At 52.9% G+C, this 22,982-nt stretch carries 18 protein-coding genes and 2 riboswitches; of the genes, 5 read left to right on the forward strand and 13 right to left on the reverse strand.

What is annotated here, in order from left to right:
* Positions 1-79: 79 nt before the first annotated feature.
* On the reverse strand, positions 80-871 hold the full coding sequence (locus Q397_RS0113795; protein ID WP_028879914.1) for an ABC transporter permease: 792 nt from the start codon (positions 869-871) through the stop codon (positions 80-82).
* A 70-nt stretch (positions 872-941) separates the two neighbouring features.
* On the opposite strand from Q397_RS0113795, the gene Q397_RS0113800 reads away from it, so the two are divergent.
* Positions 942-1,499, forward strand: coding sequence for a regulatory protein RecX (locus Q397_RS0113800; RefSeq protein ID WP_028879915.1), 558 nt, complete (start codon positions 942-944; stop codon positions 1,497-1,499).
* Here the strand turns inward: Q397_RS0113800 and Q397_RS0113805 are convergent.
* Entirely contained in the window at positions 1,496-2,884 is a 1,389-nt protein-coding gene (locus Q397_RS0113805) for an aminotransferase-like domain-containing protein (RefSeq protein ID WP_028879916.1), read from the reverse strand. The two genes, Q397_RS0113800 and Q397_RS0113805, sit on opposite strands and share 4 nt — an antisense overlap.
* 223 nt (positions 2,885-3,107) lie before the next feature.
* Here Q397_RS0113805 and ccoG point away from each other — a divergent pair, with 223 nt between their 5' ends.
* A complete protein-coding gene (gene ccoG / locus Q397_RS22620) occupies positions 3,108-4,556 on the forward strand; it encodes a cytochrome c oxidase accessory protein CcoG (RefSeq protein WP_051610030.1) in 1,449 nt (482 codons plus the stop codon).
* A gap of 15 nt (positions 4,557-4,571) precedes the next feature.
* Here the strand turns inward: ccoG and Q397_RS0113815 are convergent, their stop codons facing one another.
* The 5 genes from Q397_RS0113815 to argH all read right to left on the reverse strand — a co-directional run bounded on the left by Q397_RS0113815 (position 4,572) and on the right by argH (position 11,673).
* Entirely contained in the window at positions 4,572-6,350 is a 1,779-nt protein-coding gene (locus tag Q397_RS0113815; protein ID WP_028879917.1) for an aminopeptidase P family protein, read from the reverse strand.
* Positions 6,351-6,362: 12 nt separating this feature from the next.
* Positions 6,363-8,759, reverse strand: a complete 2,397-nt coding sequence (locus tag Q397_RS0113820) for a DUF4175 domain-containing protein (protein ID WP_028879918.1) — start codon at positions 8,757-8,759, stop codon at positions 6,363-6,365.
* Between the two features lie 76 nt (positions 8,760-8,835).
* Entirely contained in the window at positions 8,836-10,095 is a 1,260-nt protein-coding gene (lysA, locus tag Q397_RS0113825) for a diaminopimelate decarboxylase (RefSeq protein ID WP_028879919.1), read from the reverse strand.
* Between the two features lie 9 nt (positions 10,096-10,104).
* Positions 10,105-10,266 carry a lipoprotein gene (locus tag Q397_RS25010; RefSeq protein WP_156950729.1) on the reverse strand — a complete coding sequence of 54 codons (162 nt, stop codon included), beginning with the start codon at positions 10,264-10,266 and terminating at the stop codon, positions 10,105-10,107.
* 12 nt (positions 10,267-10,278) lie between these two features.
* Complete coding sequence (gene argH, locus Q397_RS0113835) at positions 10,279-11,673, reverse strand: argininosuccinate lyase (RefSeq protein WP_028879920.1); 1,395 nt, start codon at positions 11,671-11,673, stop codon at positions 10,279-10,281.
* 218 nt (positions 11,674-11,891) lie between these two features.
* On the opposite strand from argH, the gene Q397_RS24285 reads away from it, so the two are divergent.
* Together Q397_RS24285 and Q397_RS0113845 are read left to right on the forward strand one after the other, a co-directional pair.
* Positions 11,892-13,376, forward strand: coding sequence for a diguanylate cyclase (locus Q397_RS24285; protein WP_028879921.1), 1,485 nt, complete (start codon positions 11,892-11,894; stop codon positions 13,374-13,376).
* Between the two features lie 139 nt (positions 13,377-13,515).
* Complete coding sequence (locus tag Q397_RS0113845) at positions 13,516-14,085, forward strand: AAA family ATPase (RefSeq protein ID WP_051610031.1); 570 nt, start codon at positions 13,516-13,518, stop codon at positions 14,083-14,085.
* Positions 14,086-14,140: 55 nt separating this feature from the next.
* On the opposite strand, the gene gcvPB is transcribed toward Q397_RS0113845, so the two are convergent.
* Genes gcvPB through gcvT form a run of 4 tightly spaced genes read right to left on the reverse strand, consistent with a single transcriptional unit; the run spans position 14,141 to position 18,465 of the window.
* Positions 14,141-15,640 carry an aminomethyl-transferring glycine dehydrogenase subunit GcvPB gene (gene gcvPB / locus Q397_RS0113850; protein ID WP_028879923.1) on the reverse strand — a complete coding sequence of 500 codons (1,500 nt, stop codon included), beginning with the start codon at positions 15,638-15,640 and terminating at the stop codon, positions 14,141-14,143.
* Positions 15,637-16,986 (reverse strand): aminomethyl-transferring glycine dehydrogenase subunit GcvPA, encoded by a 1,350-nt coding sequence (gene gcvPA / locus Q397_RS0113855; protein ID WP_028879924.1) that lies wholly within the window; start codon positions 16,984-16,986, stop codon positions 15,637-15,639. Before gcvPA ends, gcvPB begins: the two co-directional genes overlap by 4 nt.
* Positions 16,986-17,360, reverse strand: a complete 375-nt coding sequence (gene gcvH / locus Q397_RS0113860) for a glycine cleavage system protein GcvH (RefSeq protein WP_028879925.1) — start codon at positions 17,358-17,360, stop codon at positions 16,986-16,988. Before gcvH ends, gcvPA begins: the two co-directional genes overlap by 1 nt.
* A 4-nt stretch (positions 17,361-17,364) precedes the next feature.
* The gene (gene gcvT, locus Q397_RS0113865; RefSeq protein ID WP_028879926.1) at positions 17,365-18,465 is read right to left on the reverse strand and encodes a glycine cleavage system aminomethyltransferase GcvT; all 1,101 of its coding nucleotides are present in this window, start codon (positions 18,463-18,465) and stop codon (positions 17,365-17,367) included.
* A gap of 68 nt (positions 18,466-18,533) precedes the next feature.
* A riboswitch (glycine riboswitch) is annotated at positions 18,534-18,621 on the reverse strand.
* 3 nt (positions 18,622-18,624) lie between these two features.
* Positions 18,625-18,722, reverse strand: a riboswitch (glycine riboswitch).
* 219 nt (positions 18,723-18,941) lie between these two features.
* On the opposite strand from gcvT, the gene Q397_RS0113870 reads away from it, so the two are divergent.
* Positions 18,942-20,000 carry a YeeE/YedE family protein gene (locus Q397_RS0113870; protein WP_028879927.1) on the forward strand — a complete coding sequence of 353 codons (1,059 nt, stop codon included), beginning with the start codon at positions 18,942-18,944 and terminating at the stop codon, positions 19,998-20,000.
* Here the strand turns inward: Q397_RS0113870 and Q397_RS22630 are convergent.
* A complete protein-coding gene (locus tag Q397_RS22630) occupies positions 19,997-21,892 on the reverse strand; it encodes an HD domain-containing phosphohydrolase (protein WP_240475074.1) in 1,896 nt (631 codons plus the stop codon). The genes Q397_RS0113870 and Q397_RS22630 overlap by 4 nt on opposite strands.
* Entirely contained in the window at positions 21,843-22,925 is a 1,083-nt protein-coding gene (locus Q397_RS0113880; RefSeq protein WP_028879928.1) for a PDC sensor domain-containing protein, read from the reverse strand. The genes Q397_RS22630 and Q397_RS0113880 overlap by 50 nt, the downstream gene beginning before the upstream one ends.
* Between the last annotated feature and the right edge of the window lie 57 nt (positions 22,926-22,982).

Raw genomic sequence — 22,982 nt, forward strand, 5'->3', positions numbered from 1 at the left:
ATACATCTGTGCATAAAAAAAGTGGGCTAAGTTCTCAGCCCACTTTATGCGTCTGCTTTATTTTATAAAGCAAGAAACGTTAAGCTTTCAACTTATAGCCTGTCTTGAACATGCGATAGCTCACAATCCACAAGAAGGTGTTGATCCCGGTCATCACCAAAATACCTGTCAGGATGTTGCTGTCGGATTGACCGATAAAGCCCGCACGGAACCCATCAATCATGTAGAAAAACGGGTTGATGTGAGCCAGAAATTTACCCAGTTCCGGCAAGCGTTCTGCGGAATAGAACGTCCCGGACAAGAAAGACAGCGGCGTCACCACAAAGTTGGTCACGGCTGCCATGTGATCAAATTTCTCTGACCAGATGCCGCCGATAATCCCGAACAGGGACAACATCAACGCACCCATAAAGCCGTGAAACAGGATCAGGGCCGGATTATCAAACCCGAAGGGCACAAAAAAGCTCATAACCAGCACGATGATACTGCCGATCATCAGGCCACGTGTCGTGCCCCCCATGGCGTAAGCAAAGGTGAGTTCATGGGCATTAAGCGGCGGCATAAGTGTATCAACGATATTGCCCTGTACCTTGGCAATCACCAACGAACTCGACGTGTTGGCAAAGGCATTTTGCGTAATCGCCATCATCACCAGACCGGGGGCAAGAAATTCCAGAAACGGCACAGAGCCAATGGTTTCCACCGCGCGACCCAAGGCCAATGTAAAGACGGCGAAAAACAACAGGGTCGTGACCAGCGGGGCCATCAGGGTTTGGGTGTAAACTTTTAAAAAACGTCGGACTTCACGGGAATATAATGTCCACAGCCCGAGCCAATTTGCTGAATGCGGATTGACTTCAATGGGAGTCATAAGAGATTCTCTTTTTGGAAATAAATGTTTATTCTTTGTAACAGGCAAAGACCAATTGGTTAAGTGAGATATGTCACAAGAACAAAAAATTCCAAGACCCGTAAGCGCACAATCCCTGAGAAACGCCGCGCTGCGCTACATTGACCGCTTTGCCACGTCCCGTGAAAACCTCCGCCAAGTCCTGATGCGTCGGGTGCAAAAATCCAACTATTATCACGATACGCCCTTAGAAGACGGCATCAACTGGATCAACACCATCCTTGATCAACTGGAACAGGCCAATTTCATCAACGATCAGCGCTACGCCGAAGGCCGCGCAGGGGCGCTGCATCGCAAAGGCACCTCCTTGCGCGTGATCCAGATGAAGTTAAAAGAAAAAGGCATCTCAGACCAAGACATCGCCCATGCCCTCAATGCGTTAAGCGAGGAAACACAAAGCGAAAACTTGGAACGGGACGCGGCCATCGCCCTTGCCCGTCGGCGCAGGCTTGGCCCGTGGCGCCTCCCCGAAAAACGCGAAGACTTTAAGGATAAAGATCTTGGGGCCCTCGCGCGTGCCGGATTTTCCTATGATCTCGCGCGCGATATTATCGAAGCTGATAGCCCCGAAGACCTTGAAGAGATTTAAACAATCGCGTTGGCGTAGCTGTCATCCTTATTCAGTGTCTCTGCGATCAACTGCAACACATGGCGGGTCTGTTCAACAGACGTCGGCGCGCCAAGGCACAGACGCACGCCCGTGACATGATCCACATGGACCGCAAAGTCATCAGCAGCCAACAAACGCACATTCTGGCGGCGCATCTGGGCCACAAAGTCATGGGCGTTCCAATGGGCAGGTAAGGACAGCCAGATGTGAAACCCGTTCGGATCTGCACGAAACGTATGGGCGCCCAAAACGTCCCGCGCAATCTCCTGACGTTCGCGCGCGGCTTTGGAAATCGCTTCCCCCAACAAATCGGCACAACCGGACTGTAACAAATCCACTGCCATGGCTTTGGTGATGGGGGACACCATCAAGGACGTCGCGCGTAGGGCTTGGGCGATCTTTTTCTGGTGCGCTTGGTCAGGACAGATCAAAAACGCCACCCGCAGAGAACTTGCCACGCATTTTGCCAAGCCTGCAATGTAATAGCCCAAGTCAGGGGCAAAACTGCATAATGGGTCCGGCGCATGCTTGGAGATAAAGCCATAAGCATCATCTTCAATGATCTTCACATCATAGGTTTTTGCAATCTCCGCAATCTCGCGGCGACGCTCGCTGGGCCATGTGGTCGTAGTCGGGTTATGTTGCGTCGGTGTGCAGTAAAGCAACGCGACTTTATTCTGGCGACAGGCCTCTTCAAACGCTTGCGGAAGAATACCGTCATGATCCATTTCCAAACCAATATGGGGAATACCGAGTTTGCGCACCACGGACTGAAACCCCGGATAGGTAAATTCCTCCGACACCACACAGGTATCTTTTGTCACCAAATGCCCCAACAAGGCCAGCAGGGTGCCTTGGGTGCCGGGACAAATCAGCAGATTGTCTTTATCTGCCGGTTTGTAGCGCCGGGCAACCCAAGTGGCGGCGACTTCACGTTCCGACACTGTGCCAAAAAAGTCCTGATAGCCGAACAGGCTTTGTTCGTTCATACGCATCACGACCTGCGCCATATCGCGCTTCATGCGATCCAACAACCGCTTATCCTGCGGCAGGGGCGGAATATTCATCCCCATATCCACAAACAGGCTTTCCGTGTTTTGAGGGTGAAGTACGCCCCGGATAAACGTCCCCTGTCCCATGCGCGCAACCAACACGCCACGCTTTTTACCTTCTGCATAGGCGCGGGTGACAGTGGTAAAATCAATCCCCAGACGGTCTGCCAACTGGCGTTGCGGCGGTAATTTATCCCCCGCCTTCAAGACAGAACGCGCCAGATCATTTTCAATCGCTTCAACGATTGCCAGATATAAAGGACGCTGCGAATCGAGACTGTGTGGATACCAGTTAAGATCATTTTGCGTCATGCGTCATCCCTCTCACATGCATTCCATACAATTCCCTTTAATTTTCTAAACCTGCATGGTGCGCACAGGGCAAGGCCGCAGGAATCTAGGTATATATTGTATGTTAATTTAACCACATACAATAGTCGATTGTACGCGTTTATTGTTGAAATTGCATGCAGCATATGCCTTTTTCCCTGCGAAATCTACAGACAAATCACTCTTGTGTGAAAGGGTCCTCTCCATGAGTCCGCTGCAATCACCGCCCCCCACCGCCGCCTTGGATGACAAAGAAAATCCGCTCTATGCAAACCGTGTCAAAATCCATCCCCGTCGCATTTCCGGCTTTTACCGCCGCTTAAAGGATGTGATGCTTTGGGCGCTCTTGGCCCTTTATCACCTGACACCGTGGCTGCCGTGGGATCGCGGTGCAAACAAACCCAATCAAGCCATCCTGTTTGATATCCCCGGTGAGCGCATTTACCTGTTTAATCTGGAAATCTGGCCCCAAGATATCTACATGCTGACGGGTATGATGATCTTTGCGGCGGTCGGCCTGTTTTTCACCGCAGCGCTGATCGGGCGGGCGTGGTGCGGCTTTGCCTGCTTCCAAACCGTCTGGACCGACCTGTTTATGAAAGTCGAAGCCTGGGTCGAAGGTGATCGCAACGCCCGCATGCGATTGGACAATGCCAGACCGTCCCTGTCCAAATATGCCAAACGCACGACAAAGCATGCCCTTTGGCTCGCGATCTCCGCCTTTTTTGCCCTCTCTTTTCTGTGGTATTTTGGCGAAGCCGCAACAGTGACCAAAAATGTCCTCACTGCCAATATTGGTGGCTGGACGCTGGTGACCTTTCTAACGCTTATGGCCATGACCTACATTATGGCGGGATTTGCCCGCGAACAGGTCTGCTTTTACATGTGTCCATACGGGCGCTTTCAAGGCGTCATGTTTGATGAACACAGCAAGGTCGTCACCTACGAAAGCTGGCGCGGGGAAGGACGGGCCAAACCCGGCAAAAACCGCGATTTCAGCAACCGGGGTCATTGCGTTGACTGTTCCCTGTGCGTGCAAGTCTGCCCGACCGGTATTGATATTCGCGATGGCAACCAGATGGAATGTATTGGCTGTGCGCTCTGTATCGATGCCTGCAACGATGTGATGGAAAAATTCGGCCTGCCGAAAAACCTGATTTCCTATGACAGTCAGCACAATATCAATGCCCGTGCGACCAACAAGCTGACCCAACAGGTCACAAAACTGATCCGCCCGCGCACCCTTATTTACAGCGGCATTCTGCTTGCGACCCTTGCGGTGACCAGCCTTGCCCTTGACACCCGCGAACTGACGGAAGTGAATATGCTGAAAGACCGCGCCCCGTTTTTTGTCACCTTAAGTTCCGGTGACATTCAAAACGCCTATACGCTGCGCATCCTCAACAAAAGCACCGAACCCCGCACCTATATGGTCGATGTGGAAGCCCCAAACTTCCCGTCTTTCGAGATCATCGGGCAAGACACCAATAAAGTGACACTAGACAGCGGCAAAGTCGCCAGCTTGCGCTTGTTGGTGCGCGGCAAAATGCTCCCGGACTTTGAGGGCAAAATGCCGCTGACCCTGGTCTTGCGCGATGCGGGCTATCAACCCATCCAAGTGGAAGAAACCGTCTTTAACGGCCCTTCCCACTAATCCCCCCAAATCGCCTTAAATCGGCTGGGTGGCGGCGATCAACCAAGCAAGATCCTCGCCCTCCAGCAACGGCGATAAAGCCTCGCGGACCTGTGCGTGATAGCTGTTTAACCAGTCTATCTCGTGCGGGTCCAACAGGTTTTTCTCAATCCCGTTTACATCAAACGGGCAGAGTGTCAGCGTTTCAAACGCCAACATCTCACGCTCTCCGCCCTCTGACGGTTGCACGCAGACCAGATTTTCCAGACGGATGCCATAGCCACCGGTCTTATAATAGCCCGGCTCATTCGATACCACCATGCCCACGCCTAAGGCCACCTTGCTTGGCATTTTAGAAATGCGCTGCGGCCCTTCATGGACGTTAAGGAAACTGCCGACCCCGTGGCCTGTCCCATGATCATAGTCCATACCCGCTTCCCATAATGGCAAGCGTGCCAGAACGTCCAACTGCGATCCGGTCGTCCCTTTAGGGAAACGCGCGCGACCCAAGGCAATATGCCCTTTTAAGACACGGGTGAAACGGTCCTTCATCTCCGGCGTTGCGTTGCCGCGTACAATGGTGCGGGTAATGTCGGTTGTCCCGTCTTGATATTGCCCGCCACTATCGACCAGATAAAGGCCATTTTCCGGCAAGGGAATCGATGTTTCAGGGCTGACGCGATAATGCACAATCGCGCCATTTTCCGCAGAACCGGAAATGGTCGGGAAACTGTAGTCAAAAAACAGATCATCCTCACGGCGCAGACTATTCAGTTTCTGCGACACACTCAGTTCGTTAATGTCCGGTCCTGCCGGTTGTTCAGATAGCCAACGCAAAAAGCGCACCATCGTTGCCCCGTCACGGCGATGGGCCGTGCGCATCCCTTCAACTTCCACCACATTTTTGCAGGCTTTTGGCATCAAGGTAAGATCATCCGCGACAACAACCTGTGCACCCGCTTTTGTTAAGCGGCTATAAATCCATTCCGGTGCGCTATTGCCATCAAAACGCACGGTCTTTTTATCTGCCCCTAACGTATCCAGCACCGCACCGATCTGATCGGGTTCATGAAAACGCACAGCACTGCCCAAATGATCACGTACCGTTTGATCAATCTTGGCACTGTCCATAAAGAGATCTGCGCTTTCATCCGCATGGATTAAAGCAAAGCCAAGCGCTACAGGCGTGCACGGGATATCCCCCCCACGGATATTAAACGCCCATGCAATCGAATCGGGCAGGGTCAGGACCATACAGTCCTGCTTCTCTGCTTTTAACTGGGCTGCGATTTCCGCCAGTTTTTCCACATGGGATTGCCCACTGTAAGACAGCGGATGGACGCGCACAGGTTCTTGCGGCGCATTCGGGCGATCCGACCAGATGGCATCAATAAAGTTATGCGGGGCGGCAACCAATTTTGCCCCCGCCTTTTCACAGACCTGCTTTAAGCGCAGTAAGCTTGCCCCCGTATGCAGCCAGGGGTCATAGGCGATTTTCATGCCCGTTGTGACGTGATCGGCCAGCCAGTCTGTCGCAGGTGTTTCTGTCAGATGGCGGCGTTCAAACAACGTGCCGTCCACTTCATGTTCAGCTTGCAGGGTATAGCGCCCATCGACAAAAACCGCCGCACGCTCAGTCAGCACAATCGCCATCCCCGCCGAACCGGTAAACCCCGAAATCCAGGCCAGACGTTCTGACGACGCGGCAACATATTCGCCCTGATGTTCATCATTGCGCGGGATGATAAATCCATCCATCTCGAAAATCTGCATTTCACGGCGAAGGGCGCTTAAGCGCTGTGTCCGGTCAGTCATGGGGGTTACTTCCTAAAAACGTTCAAGTAGACGATCAATATATTTCAATTCTTGTTCTGTGCGACCCTTTTGTCCGGCACGACGGTATAATTCTTTTAAAATTTCGCGTGATCGCTTCATTTCCACGTCATCCGGCACAGTGCGACCTGTCTCGTCAGCGATCGGTCCCTTATTGCTGCGTCGTCCCAACGGGTCATAGCCGGGCAATTGACGGGGTAGGGACTGCATCCCCATCTGTTGGGCCAAGGATTGCGCACTTTCCTGCAAGCCTTTGCGCAACTGATCCACAGCCTGTCCCTGTGCCTGTATCGCCACGTCATCCAACCCCCGTTCAAGGGCCGTTGCCGCGCGATCCATCGCAGCTTGCGCGTCCTTCAATGTCTCAGGGGTTTGCACATTCATTTCGCGCAGGCGCTTTATCTGTTCTTGCAATTGGTCATAAAGTTGGCGTTGTTCCTCTGCCTGTTGAATCGCCTGTTTGGTTGCCTCCAGACTTTGGGCATCCCCGCTGCGTGTACGTTGAAAGGTGCGATCCAGCAAATCCTGCTGGGCTTCCTCCAAGGCGCGCAGTTGCTCGACCATTTCTTTTGCGGCTTGCATCATCTCTGGGTCCGGCGGTTCCTGCATGGCAAGACGCGACAGGATAGATTGAAACTGTTCCATCACCGCCTTTGCAGCTTGCGTATCACCCGCGCGCATCAGGTCACGCGCCTTGTTCAGCAAAGCCATCAACTCATCGCGCCCGATCATATTCGCACTCGTCAGGTTCGCGGCCCCTTCAAACCCTTCCATATCAGGCATGGACTGGCTCATTTGGCGTAAAAACTCATCCAGACTTTTTTGCATCTGTTCAAACAAAGCTTCCATGCCCGCACGACCCCCGGCGTTCCCCATAAGATCCTGCAATTGGCGCGACATAAATTCCAGCTGATTGCGCGCACTGCCCGACGCCCCTTCTTCTAGACGCACCGCCGTTTCCCACAGGATAACGCGCACGGCTTCAGTTTCCGGTGTTGCCATGTCAATGTGCAAACGATCAGAAGCCACCCGCAACGCCAGATAAACCGCAACGTCATCCGCAAAAGTTTCGGGCGTGCGCAGGATCTGATCCAGGGCGATCTGGGCATAGAGCCTGTCTTCCGGTGTACTTTCCAACAAACTGCGCCGGATTTTCACCAATTCGCGCGCAATCGGATGGGTGAAGCGACGTTCCGGCAAGACCATTTGCAGGGCCTGTCCGTAGTTGGTCTGATTGGCACTATCAATCGCGATGGGCGTAACGACCACCGTTTGTCCCGCCCACGGATTGTCCGACAGGTTATGGCGAAAACTGCCTTTAACCTCAGTCGCACTTTCATCCTGCACAAGGACCAGATCGCCGCGTCCATCCGGCTTTAAAGGATGGATTTTCAACTGAACCTGCTTCAAGCCAAAATCGTCTTTTGCCTCAAACCCCAAAGTCATGTGACCGCGAAAACCGGTCTTGACCGATTTATCCAGCGCAATTGTCGGCGGCAGGTCTGCAACCAGATGTACAGGCCAGCGATAGAGCAGCTGATCACCGTCCAAAAGCCGTAATTCGTCCCCCTGATCCACCGTTGTTTCCAAACTAAACGCCCCGCGTCCCAGCACCTGCATCTCTTCTTCAAACCCGCCAATGGCAAGGCGCAAATCTTCGGACTGTTGTGCGCCTTCCAACCTGATCAAAATCTGACTGTGCTGCACAATCGACACCGCATCGCTTGCTTGTGCAGACTGATCATCAGCTTGCAAAAAAACAGGCCCAAGACCCGTATAGGCAGGGGGATTAATCCAGGCTTCCACCCGCCAGCCTTGGGCAAATTGCGGCGCTTGATGCAAAGAAAAGGCTTGCGCAAAACGACTGCCATCATCAAAACGCGCTTCAATCGCGCCCAACACCAACAACAAGATCAACCCCGCCCGCAACGAATAAGGATCACGTTTATAAAGGCGGGAGCGCGGGAAGTTGACCACCACCTGCTTTAAGGCCGTCACCATGCGGTCCTGATGTTTGATCCAGATGGCTTGGCTCAGTTTATCATGCTGTTCGCCAACTGGTTGATCCAGCAAGGCAAACAGCGGCTGATGGGACAGGGCGCTGTCGCGTTCCAGCTTATGAAGTGCCGCCGTCTTATCCGGATAAGCCACGCCGCGCACGCCATAAGTAAGGCTACCCACACAGGCAAGACAAAACGCGCCCAGCACCAAAACATGCAGAACGGGCGAGAGCAGGGTAAACAGATTAAAGAGAATCGCTGCCAGAAACAGGCTGCTGATGATCAGGAAAGGCCAGAGACGCGGCCAGAGCGTTTCCCAATAGATCACCGCGCGCACGATAAAAATCATACGGTTTAATCGACGCAACGCAGCGGTGTCCAATTCGTGCATAACCAGCCCTAATCAACAAGTATCCTCTTCAGGATAAACTGTGTTCTTCAGGCTGGCTATACAAGTATTTGTGAAATTAACTTTGCCAGTCGGCAAGGCTTTCCAGATCCAGCAACTCTTCAATATCCACGCGTTTGCGGACCACAGCGTACTGATCGCCACTGACCATCACTTCGGGGATCAACGCGCGGGAATTATAGGTATTGGACATGGTTGCGCCATAGGCCCCTGCCGTTCTAAAGGCGACCAGATCCGCAGACGCAAGCTTCGGCAACTTGCGATCTTTTGCAAAGGTGTCGCCTGTCTCACAGATCGGGCCGACCACGTCATAAGTGACTTTCTCGTCCGTTTCCGGTTCAAACACAGGGACAATCGCGTGGTAGGCAGAATACAGCGACGGACGCATCAGATCATTCATCGCCGCATCGATCACGGCAAAAGTCTTGGTCGGAGCTTGCTTGACGTACAGCACTTCACTGACCAACAGACCTGCGTTGCCCGCGATCATACGACCGGGCTCAAATTCAAACTCAACGCCCAGATCGCCCAATTCTTCCACAACTAGCTTGCCATATTCAACCGGCAGCGGTGTTTCATCTTCTTCGTAAGGGATACCCAGACCGCCACCAAGGTCAACGCGCGTTACGTCCAGACCAAGGCTGCGCAGCTCGCCGACCATTTCCTTCATACGGCGGAAAGCCGCACGGAACGGTTCAAGGTCCACAAGTTGAGAGCCGATGTGACAGGCCAGACCTTTCGGGTCCACGCCGGACATGTTGCTCGCGCGTTGATAAACTTCAACCGCACGGGTCCAATCAATGCCAAACTTGTTGTCGCTTTTGCCTGTGGAAATTTTTTCGTGCGTCTTGGCATCCACATTGGGGTTTACGCGCAAGACAATAGGCATACGTGCACCAAGCTTGGTTGCAACGTCGCTCAGGACCACCAGTTCTTCTTCGCTTTCCACGTTGATCTGACGGATGCCCGCTTTGACGGCATATTCCAGATCGCTGCGGCTTTTGCCCACACCGGAGAACACAACCTTATTGGCTGGCACGCCCGCTTTGAGCGCGCGCTTCAATTCCCCGACGGACACCACATCCGCCCCTGCGCCCAGATCGGCAAGGGTCTTGATGACAGCGATGTTGGAATTTGCCTTAACCGCAAAACAGATGGTCGAGTCCAATTCTTTTACTGCGTCGGCAAAAACATTGTAGTGACGTTCCAGCGTTGCGCGGGAATAAACATAAAACGGTGTCCCGACTTCTTCAGCCAGTTTGGTCAGGGCGACGTCTTCGGCATAAAGTTCGCCGTTTTTATACTGAAAATGATCCATAAGATTTCTTTATTTATAGAGTTTCGGTTCAGGGGCCGGGGCAGGGTAGGTGCGCGGATAGGTCGGTTCCACATCATCCGGTGCAATCGGCTTGTTTTTGCGACCACAGGCCGACAAGGAAAGGACACAAGCCATTAACAGGACAACCCATACAGTTTTACGCGGCATCATCCCCCTCCTTTCTTACAAAAAACGCTTGCGGGCTTCGACGATCTGTTCACGCACGTTGCTTTGCGCCGTCCCGCCATAAGACGTACGGGACGCAACAGACGCATCAATCGTCAGCACATCGTACACGTCCTTGGTGATCGCCGCATCAACAGACTGCATGTCGTCCAAAGACAGATCGGACAAGTCACAGCCTTTATCTTCTGCAATCTTCACAATCGCGCCCGTGACATGGTGCGCGTTTCTAAACGGCATACCCAGTTCGCGCACCAGCCAGTCGGCAAGATCGGTTGCGGTGGTGAAGCCCCAGCTTGCACTTTCACGCATCTTTTCTTTATTGACCGTCATTTCTGCGATCATGCCGGTCATCACAGCCACGCCCAATTCCAGTGTATCCGCCGCATCAAAGACAGGCTCTTTATCTTCCTGCATGTCTTTGGAATACGCCAGCGGCAACCCTTTCATGGAGATCAGCAGGCTGTTCAAATCGCCAACCACACGACCGATCTTGGATCGGATCAGTTCGGCTGCGTCCGGGTTTTTCTTTTGCGGCATGATGCTGGACCCGGTGGAGAAACTGTCAGACATGCGCACAAAACCAAACTGCGCCGACGACCAGATCACCAATTCTTCCGCCAAACGTGACAGGTGAACGGAACAAATCGCCGCAGCACTCAAATATTCCAGTGCAAAGTCACGATCAGATACCCCATCCAAAGAGTTCCGCATCGGACCGGAGAAGTTCAACAGTTCTGCCGTATAATGGCGATCGATTGGATAAGGTGTGCCTGCCAAAGCCGCAGACCCAAGGGGCGATTCATTCACCCGCTTGCGTGCATCAGCAAAACGCGCACGATCGCGACCGACCATTTCCACATAAGCCAACAGGTGATGGCCCAAGGACACAGGCTGTGCCGCTTGCAAGTGGGTAAAGCCCGGCAGGATGGTATCGACCTGTTCTTCCGCGCGATTGATCAGCGCTTGTTGCAGGATTTTTAAGCCTTCATCCATACGATCGATGGCATCGCGCACCCACAGGCGGAAATCGGTCGCCACCTGATCGTTACGGGACCGCGCGGTGTGCAAACGCCCTGCCGCATCACCGATCAGTTCACGCAGGCGGTTTTCCACGTTCATGTGGATATCTTCCAAGGCGGCGGAGAATTTAAAATCACCCGCTTCAATCTCTGCCAGCACTTTGTCCAACCCGTCGGTGATGGCTGTGCCATCTTCGGCGCTCAGGATGCCTTGCTTGACCAGCATCGCGCAATGGGCCTTTGATCCGGCGATATCCTGCGCGTAAAATCGTTTATCAAAATCAATTGAAGCATTGATTTTTTCCATAATCGCGCTTGGGCCACCGGAGAAACGGCCGCCCCACATTTGGTTTGTATCGGATGTATCGCTCATGATCAGTCTCGTCATATAAGTCAGTAAATTGCTTGAGTTTGTTTGCCCGAAAGCGCCAGTCGCGTCAAGCGTGCAGCGATCATTTGCCCCCGAAAACCCTTCATTTACCTTTTGGCGCTATAATGCACCCCTCTCACCCGTATGGGCATTGACTCGACCTGATGCTGGTGAATAATGCGATCCTACCACGATCGTATAACTCACGGACAGTTCTTCACATGGTTTCTACGCCTTTATACCTGCCCATAAGAACACTGCTACATCTAACCGTTTGTGCCCTGTTTTTTCTGATAGCGGGCCTCAGGTCAGCCCCTGCCCAATCCCCTGCGGATATCGGGCTGAGCATCCATGAGCGCGCCTATCTCGATCACAAAAAAATTCTGCGCGTCTGTGTCGATCCCAGCCGCCTGCCCTTTGACGGGGTGGATGAGGCGGGCAATCATGATGGCCTGTCCAAAGATGTGTTTGATATCCTGGCCCGTATGCTCAATGTCACCATGGTGGTCCCGCAAGTGGAAGACTGGGACGACCTGATGAAAAAGGCCAAAAGCCGTGCCTGTGACGTGGTCTCCCAAATCAATGCCAATGATGAACGCCGGGAATTTCTCGACTTCACCACGCCCTATTTCTATCTGCCGCTTGCCGTCGTCACCCGCTATGACCGTATCTTTGTAGAGGAAAGCCTACAGGGGTCCGGCGTAAAGTTTGCCGTCATCAAAGACGATATCGCCATTGATAAACTGCGCAAAAAATATCCCGATATTGATCTTGTCGAGGTCAAAAACAATATCGAAGCCATGCAAATGGTCCATGACGGGGATGTCTTTGGTTATATCGGGGCCCAAGGGGCCGTTGCCTTTGCCATCCAAAAATTGGACCTGAATAAACTCGCGGTCACCGGCAGCTTGCCGCTGCGCTATGAACTCTCCATCGCGTCGCGCAATGACGAACCCTATCTGGGTAGCGCGCTTGAAAAAGCCGTGCGCGCCATTGATCCCAAAGAAGCCCAGAGCATCCGCGATAAATGGATTGCCATCACCATTCAGGAAGTCACGGATTATACCCTGATCTGGCAACTCCTTGTGGTACTTGGCACTGTGCTCATGGTATCCCTGTTCTGGAACAATCGCCTCAGTTCTGCCAACCGTAAAATCCGCGAGACGTTAACCCAGCTTCATGCCGCCCAACACCAGTTGGAAGATCAAAATAAAGTCCTGCAAAGACAATCAGTTACAGACTCCCTCAGTGGCCTTTATAACCGCTTGAAGCTGGATAAAGATATCGCCCAAGAAATCAAGCGGGCCGAGCGCAGCAACACGCCCTTCTCCCTGATCCTGATGGATATTGACCATTTTAAACGGATCAACGACACCCACGGTCACTTGATCGGAGATGACGTGTTGAAAGAATTCGCCGCCCTGCTGCAAAGCCAGACCCGCAGCAGCGATATTCTGGGCCGCTGGGGTGGGGAAGAATTTTTGCTGCTGTGTCCCGACTGCCCACTGGACGGTGCAAAAACGCGTGCCGAAGATTTGCGCACAACCATCGCGGCCCACACCTTCGCCCACATTGGCCCCTTAACCGCCAGCTTCGGCGTCGCCACCTATCACCCCGGCGAACACCCAAACGCCCTCCTCAAACGCGCCGACCTCGCGCTTTATCGCGCCAAAGAAAAAGGCCGCAACTGCGTCGATTGCAGCTAGTCGCCCTGCCGCGCAATCGTCATGCCGCACCCGTTGCGGCATGAATGGCTGAGGCGATACACCGACCTCTCCCCCATAATCGCGCAACAGGTGCGCGATGACGCTGTTTTTAAATTCTCCATGACAAAAGAGTATACTGATGAAAACATCCCCGATCCGACAAACCCAAACTTACTTTATCTTAAGTGGTGCCATGGGCAGTGGAAAAACCACCCTTTGCCAGGACCTCAAAGCAAATGGTCAGTCCGTCGTCGACGAACCCGCGCGACAAATCCTCGCGGAGCAGCGCAGCTTTGGCGGAAGCGGTGTACCCGAAGAAGATCCGCACCTCTTCACCAATCTGCTGCTTTCACGCACGCTTTATGCCTATGACTTTCACCAAGAAGCGAAACAACCGATCCTCTTTGATCGTGGGGTGCCGGACATCCTCGCCTACGCGAAATTATTTAACTTAGAGACAACGCGCTTTCAAAAAGCAGCGGAGATTTATCGCTATAATCCCACGGTTTTTATGATGGCGGACTGGCCGGAAATTTATACGACAGATGAAGAGCGTAAAATGACCTATGAACAAGCTCAACGCTTTGGGCAAACCCTTCGGTCCATTTACCAAAGCCTGAACTATACCGTCATCGACGTGCCCCAAATGAACATTCAAGACAGAAGCAACTTCATACGGGAGCATATACACAGCCGCACTGAGCAATAAAAAAGCCCCGAACATCACTGCTCGAGGCCTTTTTCTTTAACCGTGATAACCGAAGTTATTCGGCAGCTTCTGTCCATTTGAGAACAGGGCTACGCGCCGCTTTGGTTTCGTCCAGTCGACGACGCGGGGTCAGCATCGGGGCGGATTTGAAGCTCTCGGCTGCACCGTCCTTGGCTTTTTGCGTCATTTCGCGGATCATGTGGATAAACTTATCCAATGTCGCTTTGTTTTCTGTCTCTGTCGGTTCCATCAACAAGGCACCGTGTACCACCAGCGGGAAGTACATGGTCATCGGGTGGACCCCTTCGTCGATCATCATCTTGGCAAAATCAAGGGTGGTGACCCCTGTATCTTTCAAGAAACGATCATCAAACAGAACTTCGTGCATGCAAGGGCCATCCGGGAAGGAGACTGTCAGCATGTCCTGAAGTTTGGCTTTAAGGTAGTTGGCGTTCAACACCGCATCACCTGAAGCTTGACGCAGACCGTCAGACCCATGGCTCATCATGTAAGACAGGGAGCGAATGAACATCCCCATCTGACCGTGGAAGCCCTTGATCCGACCAAACGGGTCTTGATCGCTATCGGCTTTATGTTCCACCAATTTGAAGCCATCGCCCGTGTCCACAACATAAGGGACCGGAGCATAAGGCGCCAAAGCCGCAGACAAGACAACCGGACCAGAACCCGGACCACCGCCGCCATGCGGGGTGGAGAAGGTTTTGTGCAAGTTGATATGCATGCAATCAATGCCCAGATCACCCGGACGCACACGCCCCATGATGGCGTTGAAGTTTGCGCCGTCACAATAGAAATACGCGCCCACCGCATGCACAGCTTCGGCAATTTCTACGATGTCACGTTCAAACAGGCCACATGTGTTGGGGTTGGTCAGCATGATCGCCGCCACGTCTTCATTCAAGGCCGCTTTCAAAGCATCCAGATCGACACGCCCGTCAGACGTTGCCGGAATGCTTTCTACCTTATAGCCGCAAGCCGCTGCTGTTGCCGGGTTGGTGCCATGGGCACTTTCCGGGCAAAGAACGATTTTACGCGGGTTGCCTTTGGCTTCGTGCGCGGCACGTGCTGCCATCAGGCCGCACAATTCACCATGCGCACCAGCAGCCGGGCTCATGGCAACCGCTGGCATGCCTGTCAGTTCTTTCAGCCAATGGGCACATTGGTCGATCAGTTCCAGCGCCCCTTGAACCGTAGAATTCGGCTGCAACGGGTGCAGGTCTGCCAAACCGCCAAGGCGGGCCATTTTTTCGTTCAGACGCGGGTTATGCTTCATGGTACAGGACCCAAGCGGGTAGAACCCTGTATCAATCGCATAGTTCTTTTGCGACAAACGCATGTAGTGACGCACCGTGTCCGGTTCTGTCATGCCCGGCAGGCCGATCTTGCCTTCACGGGCCAGACCACCCAGACGGGTTTTCACTTCTGGCACATCCGGCAAATCAACGCCGCATTTACCCGGTGTGTCCTGTTCGAAAATCAACGGCTCTTCGATTTGCAGGCCTTGGTTTCCGGTAATGGTATGTAGATCGCTCATGACAGCACCTCCGTCAGTCCTGCCATCAAGGCATCGATATCTTCATCCGTTGTGGTTTCAGTGACCGCAACCAGCAACAGGTTGTCCAGTTCCGGACGATCCTGATAGAGACGACGCACAGGCACACCACCCAAGACGCCACGTTCTGCCAATTGGTCAATGACCTCGGTTGCTGATTTGGACAAACGCACGGTAAATTCGTTGAAGAATGTCTCATTCAACACCTCCACACCGTCCAAGGTATCCAGCTTGTCTGCCACTTGGCACGCACGGGCATGGTTCAGAGCCGACAGCTTCGTCAAGCCTTCTTCGCCCAGCAAGGTCATGTGAATGTTAAACGCCAACGCGCACAGACCGGAGTTTGTACAAATGTTGGACGTCGCTTTTTCACGACGGATATGCTGTTCGCGCGTGGACAGGGTCAACACCCAGCCGCGACGACCGTCTGCATCCACGGTTTCCCCGCAGACACGACCTGGCATTTGACGCAGGTATTTTTGACGAACGGCAAACAGACCCACAGTCGGGCCGCCAAAGTTCAGGGCATTACCGACAGACTGGCCTTCACCAACCACGATATCCGCGCCCATTTCGCCCGGTGTTTTCAACGCACCAAGGGACAAGACTTCAGTGAAGACAACAACCAGCAAAGCTTTTTTCGCGTGGCATGCTTCCGCCAGCTTGGTGTAATCGTTCAGGTGACCAAAGAAGCTTGGCGTCTGAACCACAACGCAAGATGTCGCGTCATCGATCAAGTCGATCAGGTCTTCCACATTGTCCACATCCGGCTCGGCACTCACGACTTCAAAGTCATTGAAGTGTGCGTGCGTGCGTGTCACGTCGCGGTAATGCGGGTGCAGGCCACCGGACAGGATGGCTTTGTTGCGTTTGGTCACGCGGTTTGCCATCAAGACAGCTTCCGCACAGCCTGTTGCCCCATCGTACATGGAGGCATTCGCCACATCCATGCCGGTCAGCATGGCAACCTGTGTCTGGAATTCAAACAGGTACTGCAACGTACCTTGGGACACTTCCGGCTGATACGGTGTGTAAGAGGTTAAAAACTCCCCACGCTGGATCATATAATCCACAGTCGCCGGGACATGGTGGTGGTACAGGCCAGCGCCCAAGAAGGACGGCGCGCTGTTGCAGCCTGTGTTCTTTTTCGCCATGGCTGAGATCGCACGTTCGACTTCCAATTCCCCGCGAACGGTGGGAAGTGTTTGAACGTGGCTATCCAGCAAAACATCGGCAGGGACATCGCAATAAAGATCGTCAATGCTTGAAACACCAATGGTTTCAAGCATTTCCTTGCGATCCCCGTCAGAAAGCGGGAGATAACGCATTAATCAAGCCCCTCACAGAAAGCTTTGTAGCCTGCTTCATCCAGCAACTTGTCCAGTTCAGACGCATCACCGATGGTCATTTTAAAGAACCAACCGTCGCCTTCTGGGGAAGAGTTCACCAATTCCGGCTGATCTTCCAGCGCGTCGTTGCCTTCGATGATTTCACCAGTGATCGGCGCGTAGACGTCAGAAGCTGTTTTGACAGATTCCACAACCGCAACATCATCGCCTTGAGACACTTCCGTGCCCGCAGCCGGTGTTTCAACAAACACAATGTCACCCAGGGCGTTTTGAGCGTAATCGGTGATACCAACAGTCGCTGTGTCACCTTCGACGAGTACCCATTCATGATCTTCAGTATATTTAACAGTCATAGTTTTAGCCCTTATAGTAACGTTGTGGAACAAACGGTAATTTTACGATTTCTGCCGGCATAGATTTGCCGCGGACAATCAGATTGATTTCTGTGCCGACTTTAGAAAAATCGGTTTTGACATAGCCCATAGCAACGGGTCCGCCGAAGCTGGGACCAAAACCACCAGAGGTGATTTCCCCAATGATGTTGCCGTCTGTGTCTGCAATTTCAGTATGGGCACGCGCTGGTGCCCGACCCAATGGCTTGATGCCGACGCGTTTGCGTTCCACACCGTCTGCCAGATGCTTCATCACCACGTCATGACCGGGGAAGCCGCCTTCTTCGCGACGACGCTTGCCGACCGCCCAGTTCAGGCCGCCTTCAATCGGGGATGTGGTGGTATCAATGTCTGATCCATAAAGACAGAGACCAACTTCCAGACGCAAGCTATCGCGTGCGCCCAGACCAATGGCTTCGACTTCGTTTTCCGCCAACAGTTTACGCGCCAGTTCTTCGCAACGATCTGCAGGTACGGAAATTTCGTAGCCATCTTCGCCCGTGTAGCCGGAACGTGAGACCAGACACGGGATACCCGCAATGTCATATTCGCCCATGTTCATAAAGATCAATTGATCCACACCCGGGGCAAAGCGGTTCAGCACTTCTGCCGCTTTCGGACCTTGAAGGGCCAACAACGCGCGGTCTTCAAGCAATTCCAATGTGTGGTTCGGCAAGGAAGCGGCGATATAAGCGAAGTCAGCGTCCTTACAGGCTGCGTTCACGACGATATACAGGTGATCGCCCCGGTTTGTGACCATAAAGTCGTCACGGATACCGCCTTCATCGTTCATCAACAAGGAATAACGGATACCGTCAACCGGCAGGCCTTTAATATCGCTGGGGGTCAGGCTTTCGATGGCCGCTTGCACATCCTCGCCCTTTAACAGGGCTTGGCCCATGTGGGAAACGTCGAACAGACCGCACGCCTCGCGGGTGTGCAAATGTTCTTTCATGATGCCGAGTTTATATTGCACAGGCATATCATACCCGGCAAACGGCACCATTTTGCCACCGAGCTCCTGATGAAGCGCGTGCAGCGGTGTGGTCTTTAATGTATCGCTCAAAAGAGGTTCCTTTCGTACAGATCGAGACCAAAACACATCGACCCTTACAGGTCGACAACTTGGCCCCTCTCTGTCATGGAACCTGAAAGATTCCCCCGGCCTATGCAAGGGTTTCCTCGTCGGTGGAGGCGTTGCGAAACACCTCTCTTTCCAGAGTCTCATCACCCAGCGGTCCTATATGCCTGAGAGTTTCGCAGGGGCGCATGCTCCTTCGGCGGATGCCTCATATGTTGGCACCTCTCTCCCGCATGGGGTCATATGATGTGAAATCATAGTATAGACGCAATTTAATCCGGTCAATCACCAATGAAGACTCATTCTAACGAACATCTTAAAAGCGATGCGCTCCCCTTGGTTTCCCGCCAAAAAATCAGCAAATTATTGACACAGTTTCAAAAATTACCAAATCAACTTCTTCTTAATTAAGGAGGATGTGATATAGTGTCGCCTTCATCGTTTTTGGGGCAAGCGACACAATGGAAAGTTTAGTGGATGCCGTGGGTGGACCCACTGCAACCGCGATTGGCGGTATCGTTATCGGCATCATATTCGGGTATTTCGCACAGCGCAGTCGCTTTTGCCTGCGCGCCGCAGCCATTGAATTTTCCCGCGGGCAACTGGGGGAAAAACTCGCCATCTGGTTTATTGTATTTTCCACCGCCGTCATCGGCACCCAAGGCTTGATCCTGCTGGATGAAATGTCGGTTAACGAAGCGCGCCAACTGGCCTTGCCCGGCTCCCTGTCCGGTGCACTGGTTGGCGGCTTGCTGTTTGGCAGCGGCATGATTTTGGCGCGGGGGTGTTCGTCGCGCATGCTGGTTTTATCGGCCAATGGCAATTTGCGATCTTTGCTCACGGGTCTTGTCTTTGCCGTTGTGGCCCAATCCTCCTTACGCGGCCTCTTGTCGCCCGTACGTAGTGACATTGCCGGATGGTGGCTGCTTAGCCCCGCGGACCTGCCGATTCTCCATCTCACCGGATGGGGGCCACTGGGTGGGATTTTAATCGGCTGCATCACGCTGGCAGGGGCGCTGTGGATTGCACGCCAACACACCATTGCCCATAAAGTCTGGCTGGGTGCTGCCGTTGTGGGGGCGACTGTGCCGCTTGCATGGTACTTCACCTTTACGGTCGCAGGCTTATCGTTTGATCCCATCCAGACGGAAGCCCTGAGTTTCAGTGGGCCGTCGGCTGATACGCTCATGTTGGTGCTGAGCCAGCCTGTCCCCGAAATGGATTTCGACGTGGGCCTGATCCCCGGTGTATTTCTCGGCTCTTTCCTCGCCGCCTATTTCGCACGGGAATTAAAGCTCGAAGGTTTTTCCGGCGGTCATTCCATGAAACGCTATATTGTCGGCGCCGCCTTTATGGGATTTGGCGGCATGTTGGCGGGTGGCTGCGCCGTTGGCGCTGGGGTGACGGGCGGATCGATCTTTACCATCACCGCCTGGACGACCCTGTTTATGATGTGGGTCGGCGCAGGCCTGACCGACCTTGTCGTCGATCGTAAACAGTGGGTGTTACAGTCGCTTTAACCCAGATAAGGCGTGATATCGACCTCATCCAATTGTTCCGGCAGCAAGAAGCGTTCCGCATAAACCTTATAGACCCCAGAGGTCAAGAACAGGTCAAACAGTTCCCCATCAATATGCTGGTCTTTCTTGAAGAAGCTCAGAATTTTGACCGCCTCGCTTAAGGTCTTCACCGGCTTGTAAGGTCGATCAGATGCGGTCAGGGCTTCGAAGATATCAGCAATCGCCATAATTCTAGAGGGGATCGACAGATCCTCTGCATCCAGTTTGCGCGGATAGCCCGTCCCGATCATGGTTTCATGGTGCGTGCCTGCATATTCCGGTACCCGCTTGAGATGATCGGGCAGGGGCAGTTGTTCCAGCATCAGGATGCTTTGGATGATATGCTCATTGATCTTGAAGCGCTCTTCCTCCGTCAAAGTACCGCGTTTGATACTGAGGTTATAAAGTTCCCCCTGATCATAGAGATTGTCGGGCACATCCAGTTTAAAGCCGCGTTCGGCATAAACCTCATGGACCGTATCCGCCCGCGGGAAGACATGAAACGGCTTGTCCGCCAGCAAATATTCCAGACAGTCACCATCCGGTTCTGACACAAAGCGCTTTTCCTCCGCCTGTGACAAACCCAGCTTGATGTCAAAATGACGCTTCCATTGGATCGTTGCAATTTTCTGCAGACGGGCCAACGCCTCGTCAGACATAAATTCCCCGCCCACGTTACATTCTGCCACAAAGGCAAAATCATCAAACAACTGCTGTCGTTTCTCCTCGAACGCGGCCTGTGCCTGATCTTGAGCCATCCCGTTTGCCACCGCTTCTAGCATATCGATCCGCGCATCGCGCAACAGCACTTCAAAACGGGTGCGCACCTCGTGGATACGGTTATAGATGGTTTCCAGTTTAGTGGCTTTATCCACTACATATTCCGGCGTCACCACCTTGCCGCAATCATGCAACCACGCACCGATCTCATACTCGCGCCATTCTTCATCGGTTTCAAACGCAAAGTCGGCAAACGATCCGGTATCTGCCTCACAAGCTTCTTTCGCCAGCATGATCGCCAGTTCCGGCACCCGTTCACAATGCCCGCCCGTATAGGGGCTCTTGGCGTCAATCGCACCGGCAATCAACTGGATCAGGGCATCCATCAGATTTTCCTGCCCTTCAAGCAATTGAAGATTATATAGGGCTGTCGAGGCCTGCGCCGCCAAAGCTTCCACAAAGGGTTCAAGGTCTTTGTCAAAGGCGACAAACCCGTCCCCATATTTGTCTTGCGCGTTAATAATCTGCAAAACCCCGATGACCCGTCCGCCACGCGGTTTTAGGGGAACCGTCAACATCGAGCCGGTGCGATAGCCCGTCGATTCGTCAAACGCTTTCGGACCGGAAAAGTCGAACTCATCCGAGCTGTAAACATCCGCAATATTCACCGTCTCTTCCTGAATTGCAGCATAACATGCCACATGTTTCAGGTTCGGTCTGCCATCTTCATGATAAAGAACAAGCTCAGCCAAGCTCGTCTCATTGCCGCTGGTGCCACCACTGGCGATACCCAGACTGTCGTTCATGACGATTTTAAATTCCAGATTTCTATTGTCATTCACCGTGTAAAGAGAACAGCCGTCCGCGTTGGTCAACTCCTTCGCACCACGCATCAATCCTTCCATCAAACGGTCGGTATTTTTCTCAGATGACAGCGAGATCCCCAGATCAACCAGTTTTGACAGCTTATCCTGCTCAAACTGCAATTCTTCCGTCTTTTGTGACAAGCTTTCACTCATATGGCTGAAAGACTGAATAAGCTCATCAAATTCAACAATATGGGTCGCCCCGATACGGGCCGCGTCAAATTCCAGATGTTCGACTTTCTGCGCCGCTTTCGTCAAGCGGGTCACTTTGCGCGACAGACTCGTAGAAAATAGAATGGAAATCGGCAAATAAATCGCTAAAGTCCTGTACAGGCGCCAAGATCCCTAAATAAAGTTCCGTCCCGGGAAACGGGATCATATCCTTTTCCGCAAAATAGGCTGTGCCTTCGTGCGCGACTTCCTGAAGAACCTGATTGTCCAAGCGCCCCCAAACGGCATCCATAACCTGTAGCTGCGCGTTTTTCATATCGCCTAAGGACTTCATCATCATGTCTGAGGCAATCGCGGGGGACGAAGCCAATACGTTATGCTGTGCATCGGTCAACACCAGTACACCATTCTCAGACACCTCAATCGCCGCCAGTTCAGACGCCAAGCCACTAAGCGTCAAATCGACCCCAAACACCCCGTCCGTGCCATATAATTTTCCAGAGGCGGTAATCCCCGGCTGCTTGAGGGAGTTAAACCAATAAGGTTGCGATAACACCACATCTCCGGCCTCCAAGGCTGCGCTATACCAAGGACGTTGCGTCGGGTTATAGTCGGGCATTGGGTCAGACGTCGTGCTGATAATCTGTCGTTGTTTGTTCAAAAACCCCCAACGTTGGACCCGTTCCCCATCGTTGACGATTGCGCGCACAATCCACGCCGTGCCCGCTGGCGCAGCATGCCGCTTGAGGATTTCTTCATCCCCGCGCACCGCGATCACCTGATAAAAATCATCATTGGCAAAGCCATAATAGGTGGAATAAAGCGATGGATTTTGAGAGAGCAGTTCAAGCAACAAAGGCAGTTGCGAGGCCTCTATAAAACGCTGCGGCATCTGATCAACATCATTTTGCTGAGCCGCAACCGAGGCGGTGGAAAAGGCCATTTTCAACAGGCCCTGAACTTTTGTCACCGCATGATCTGTTTTCGATTTAAATGATTGGGTCGCAATATCACTTGAAAACTGCGAACTCGCCATCAAAAACAGCATTGAAATAGAACCGCAGACCAAGACCACCATTACAACCAGCAAGGTTATAATACTGACTTTAAATCTTACCCGCATACCCATAGCAAACACGCCCCCTACATAACTGTAGAGAGCGTGCCGCACATTGCAGAAACTGTA

This window comes from Terasakiella pusilla DSM 6293 (assembly GCF_000688235.1).
GTDB classification, from domain to species: Bacteria; Pseudomonadota; Alphaproteobacteria; order Rhodospirillales; family Terasakiellaceae; genus Terasakiella; species Terasakiella pusilla.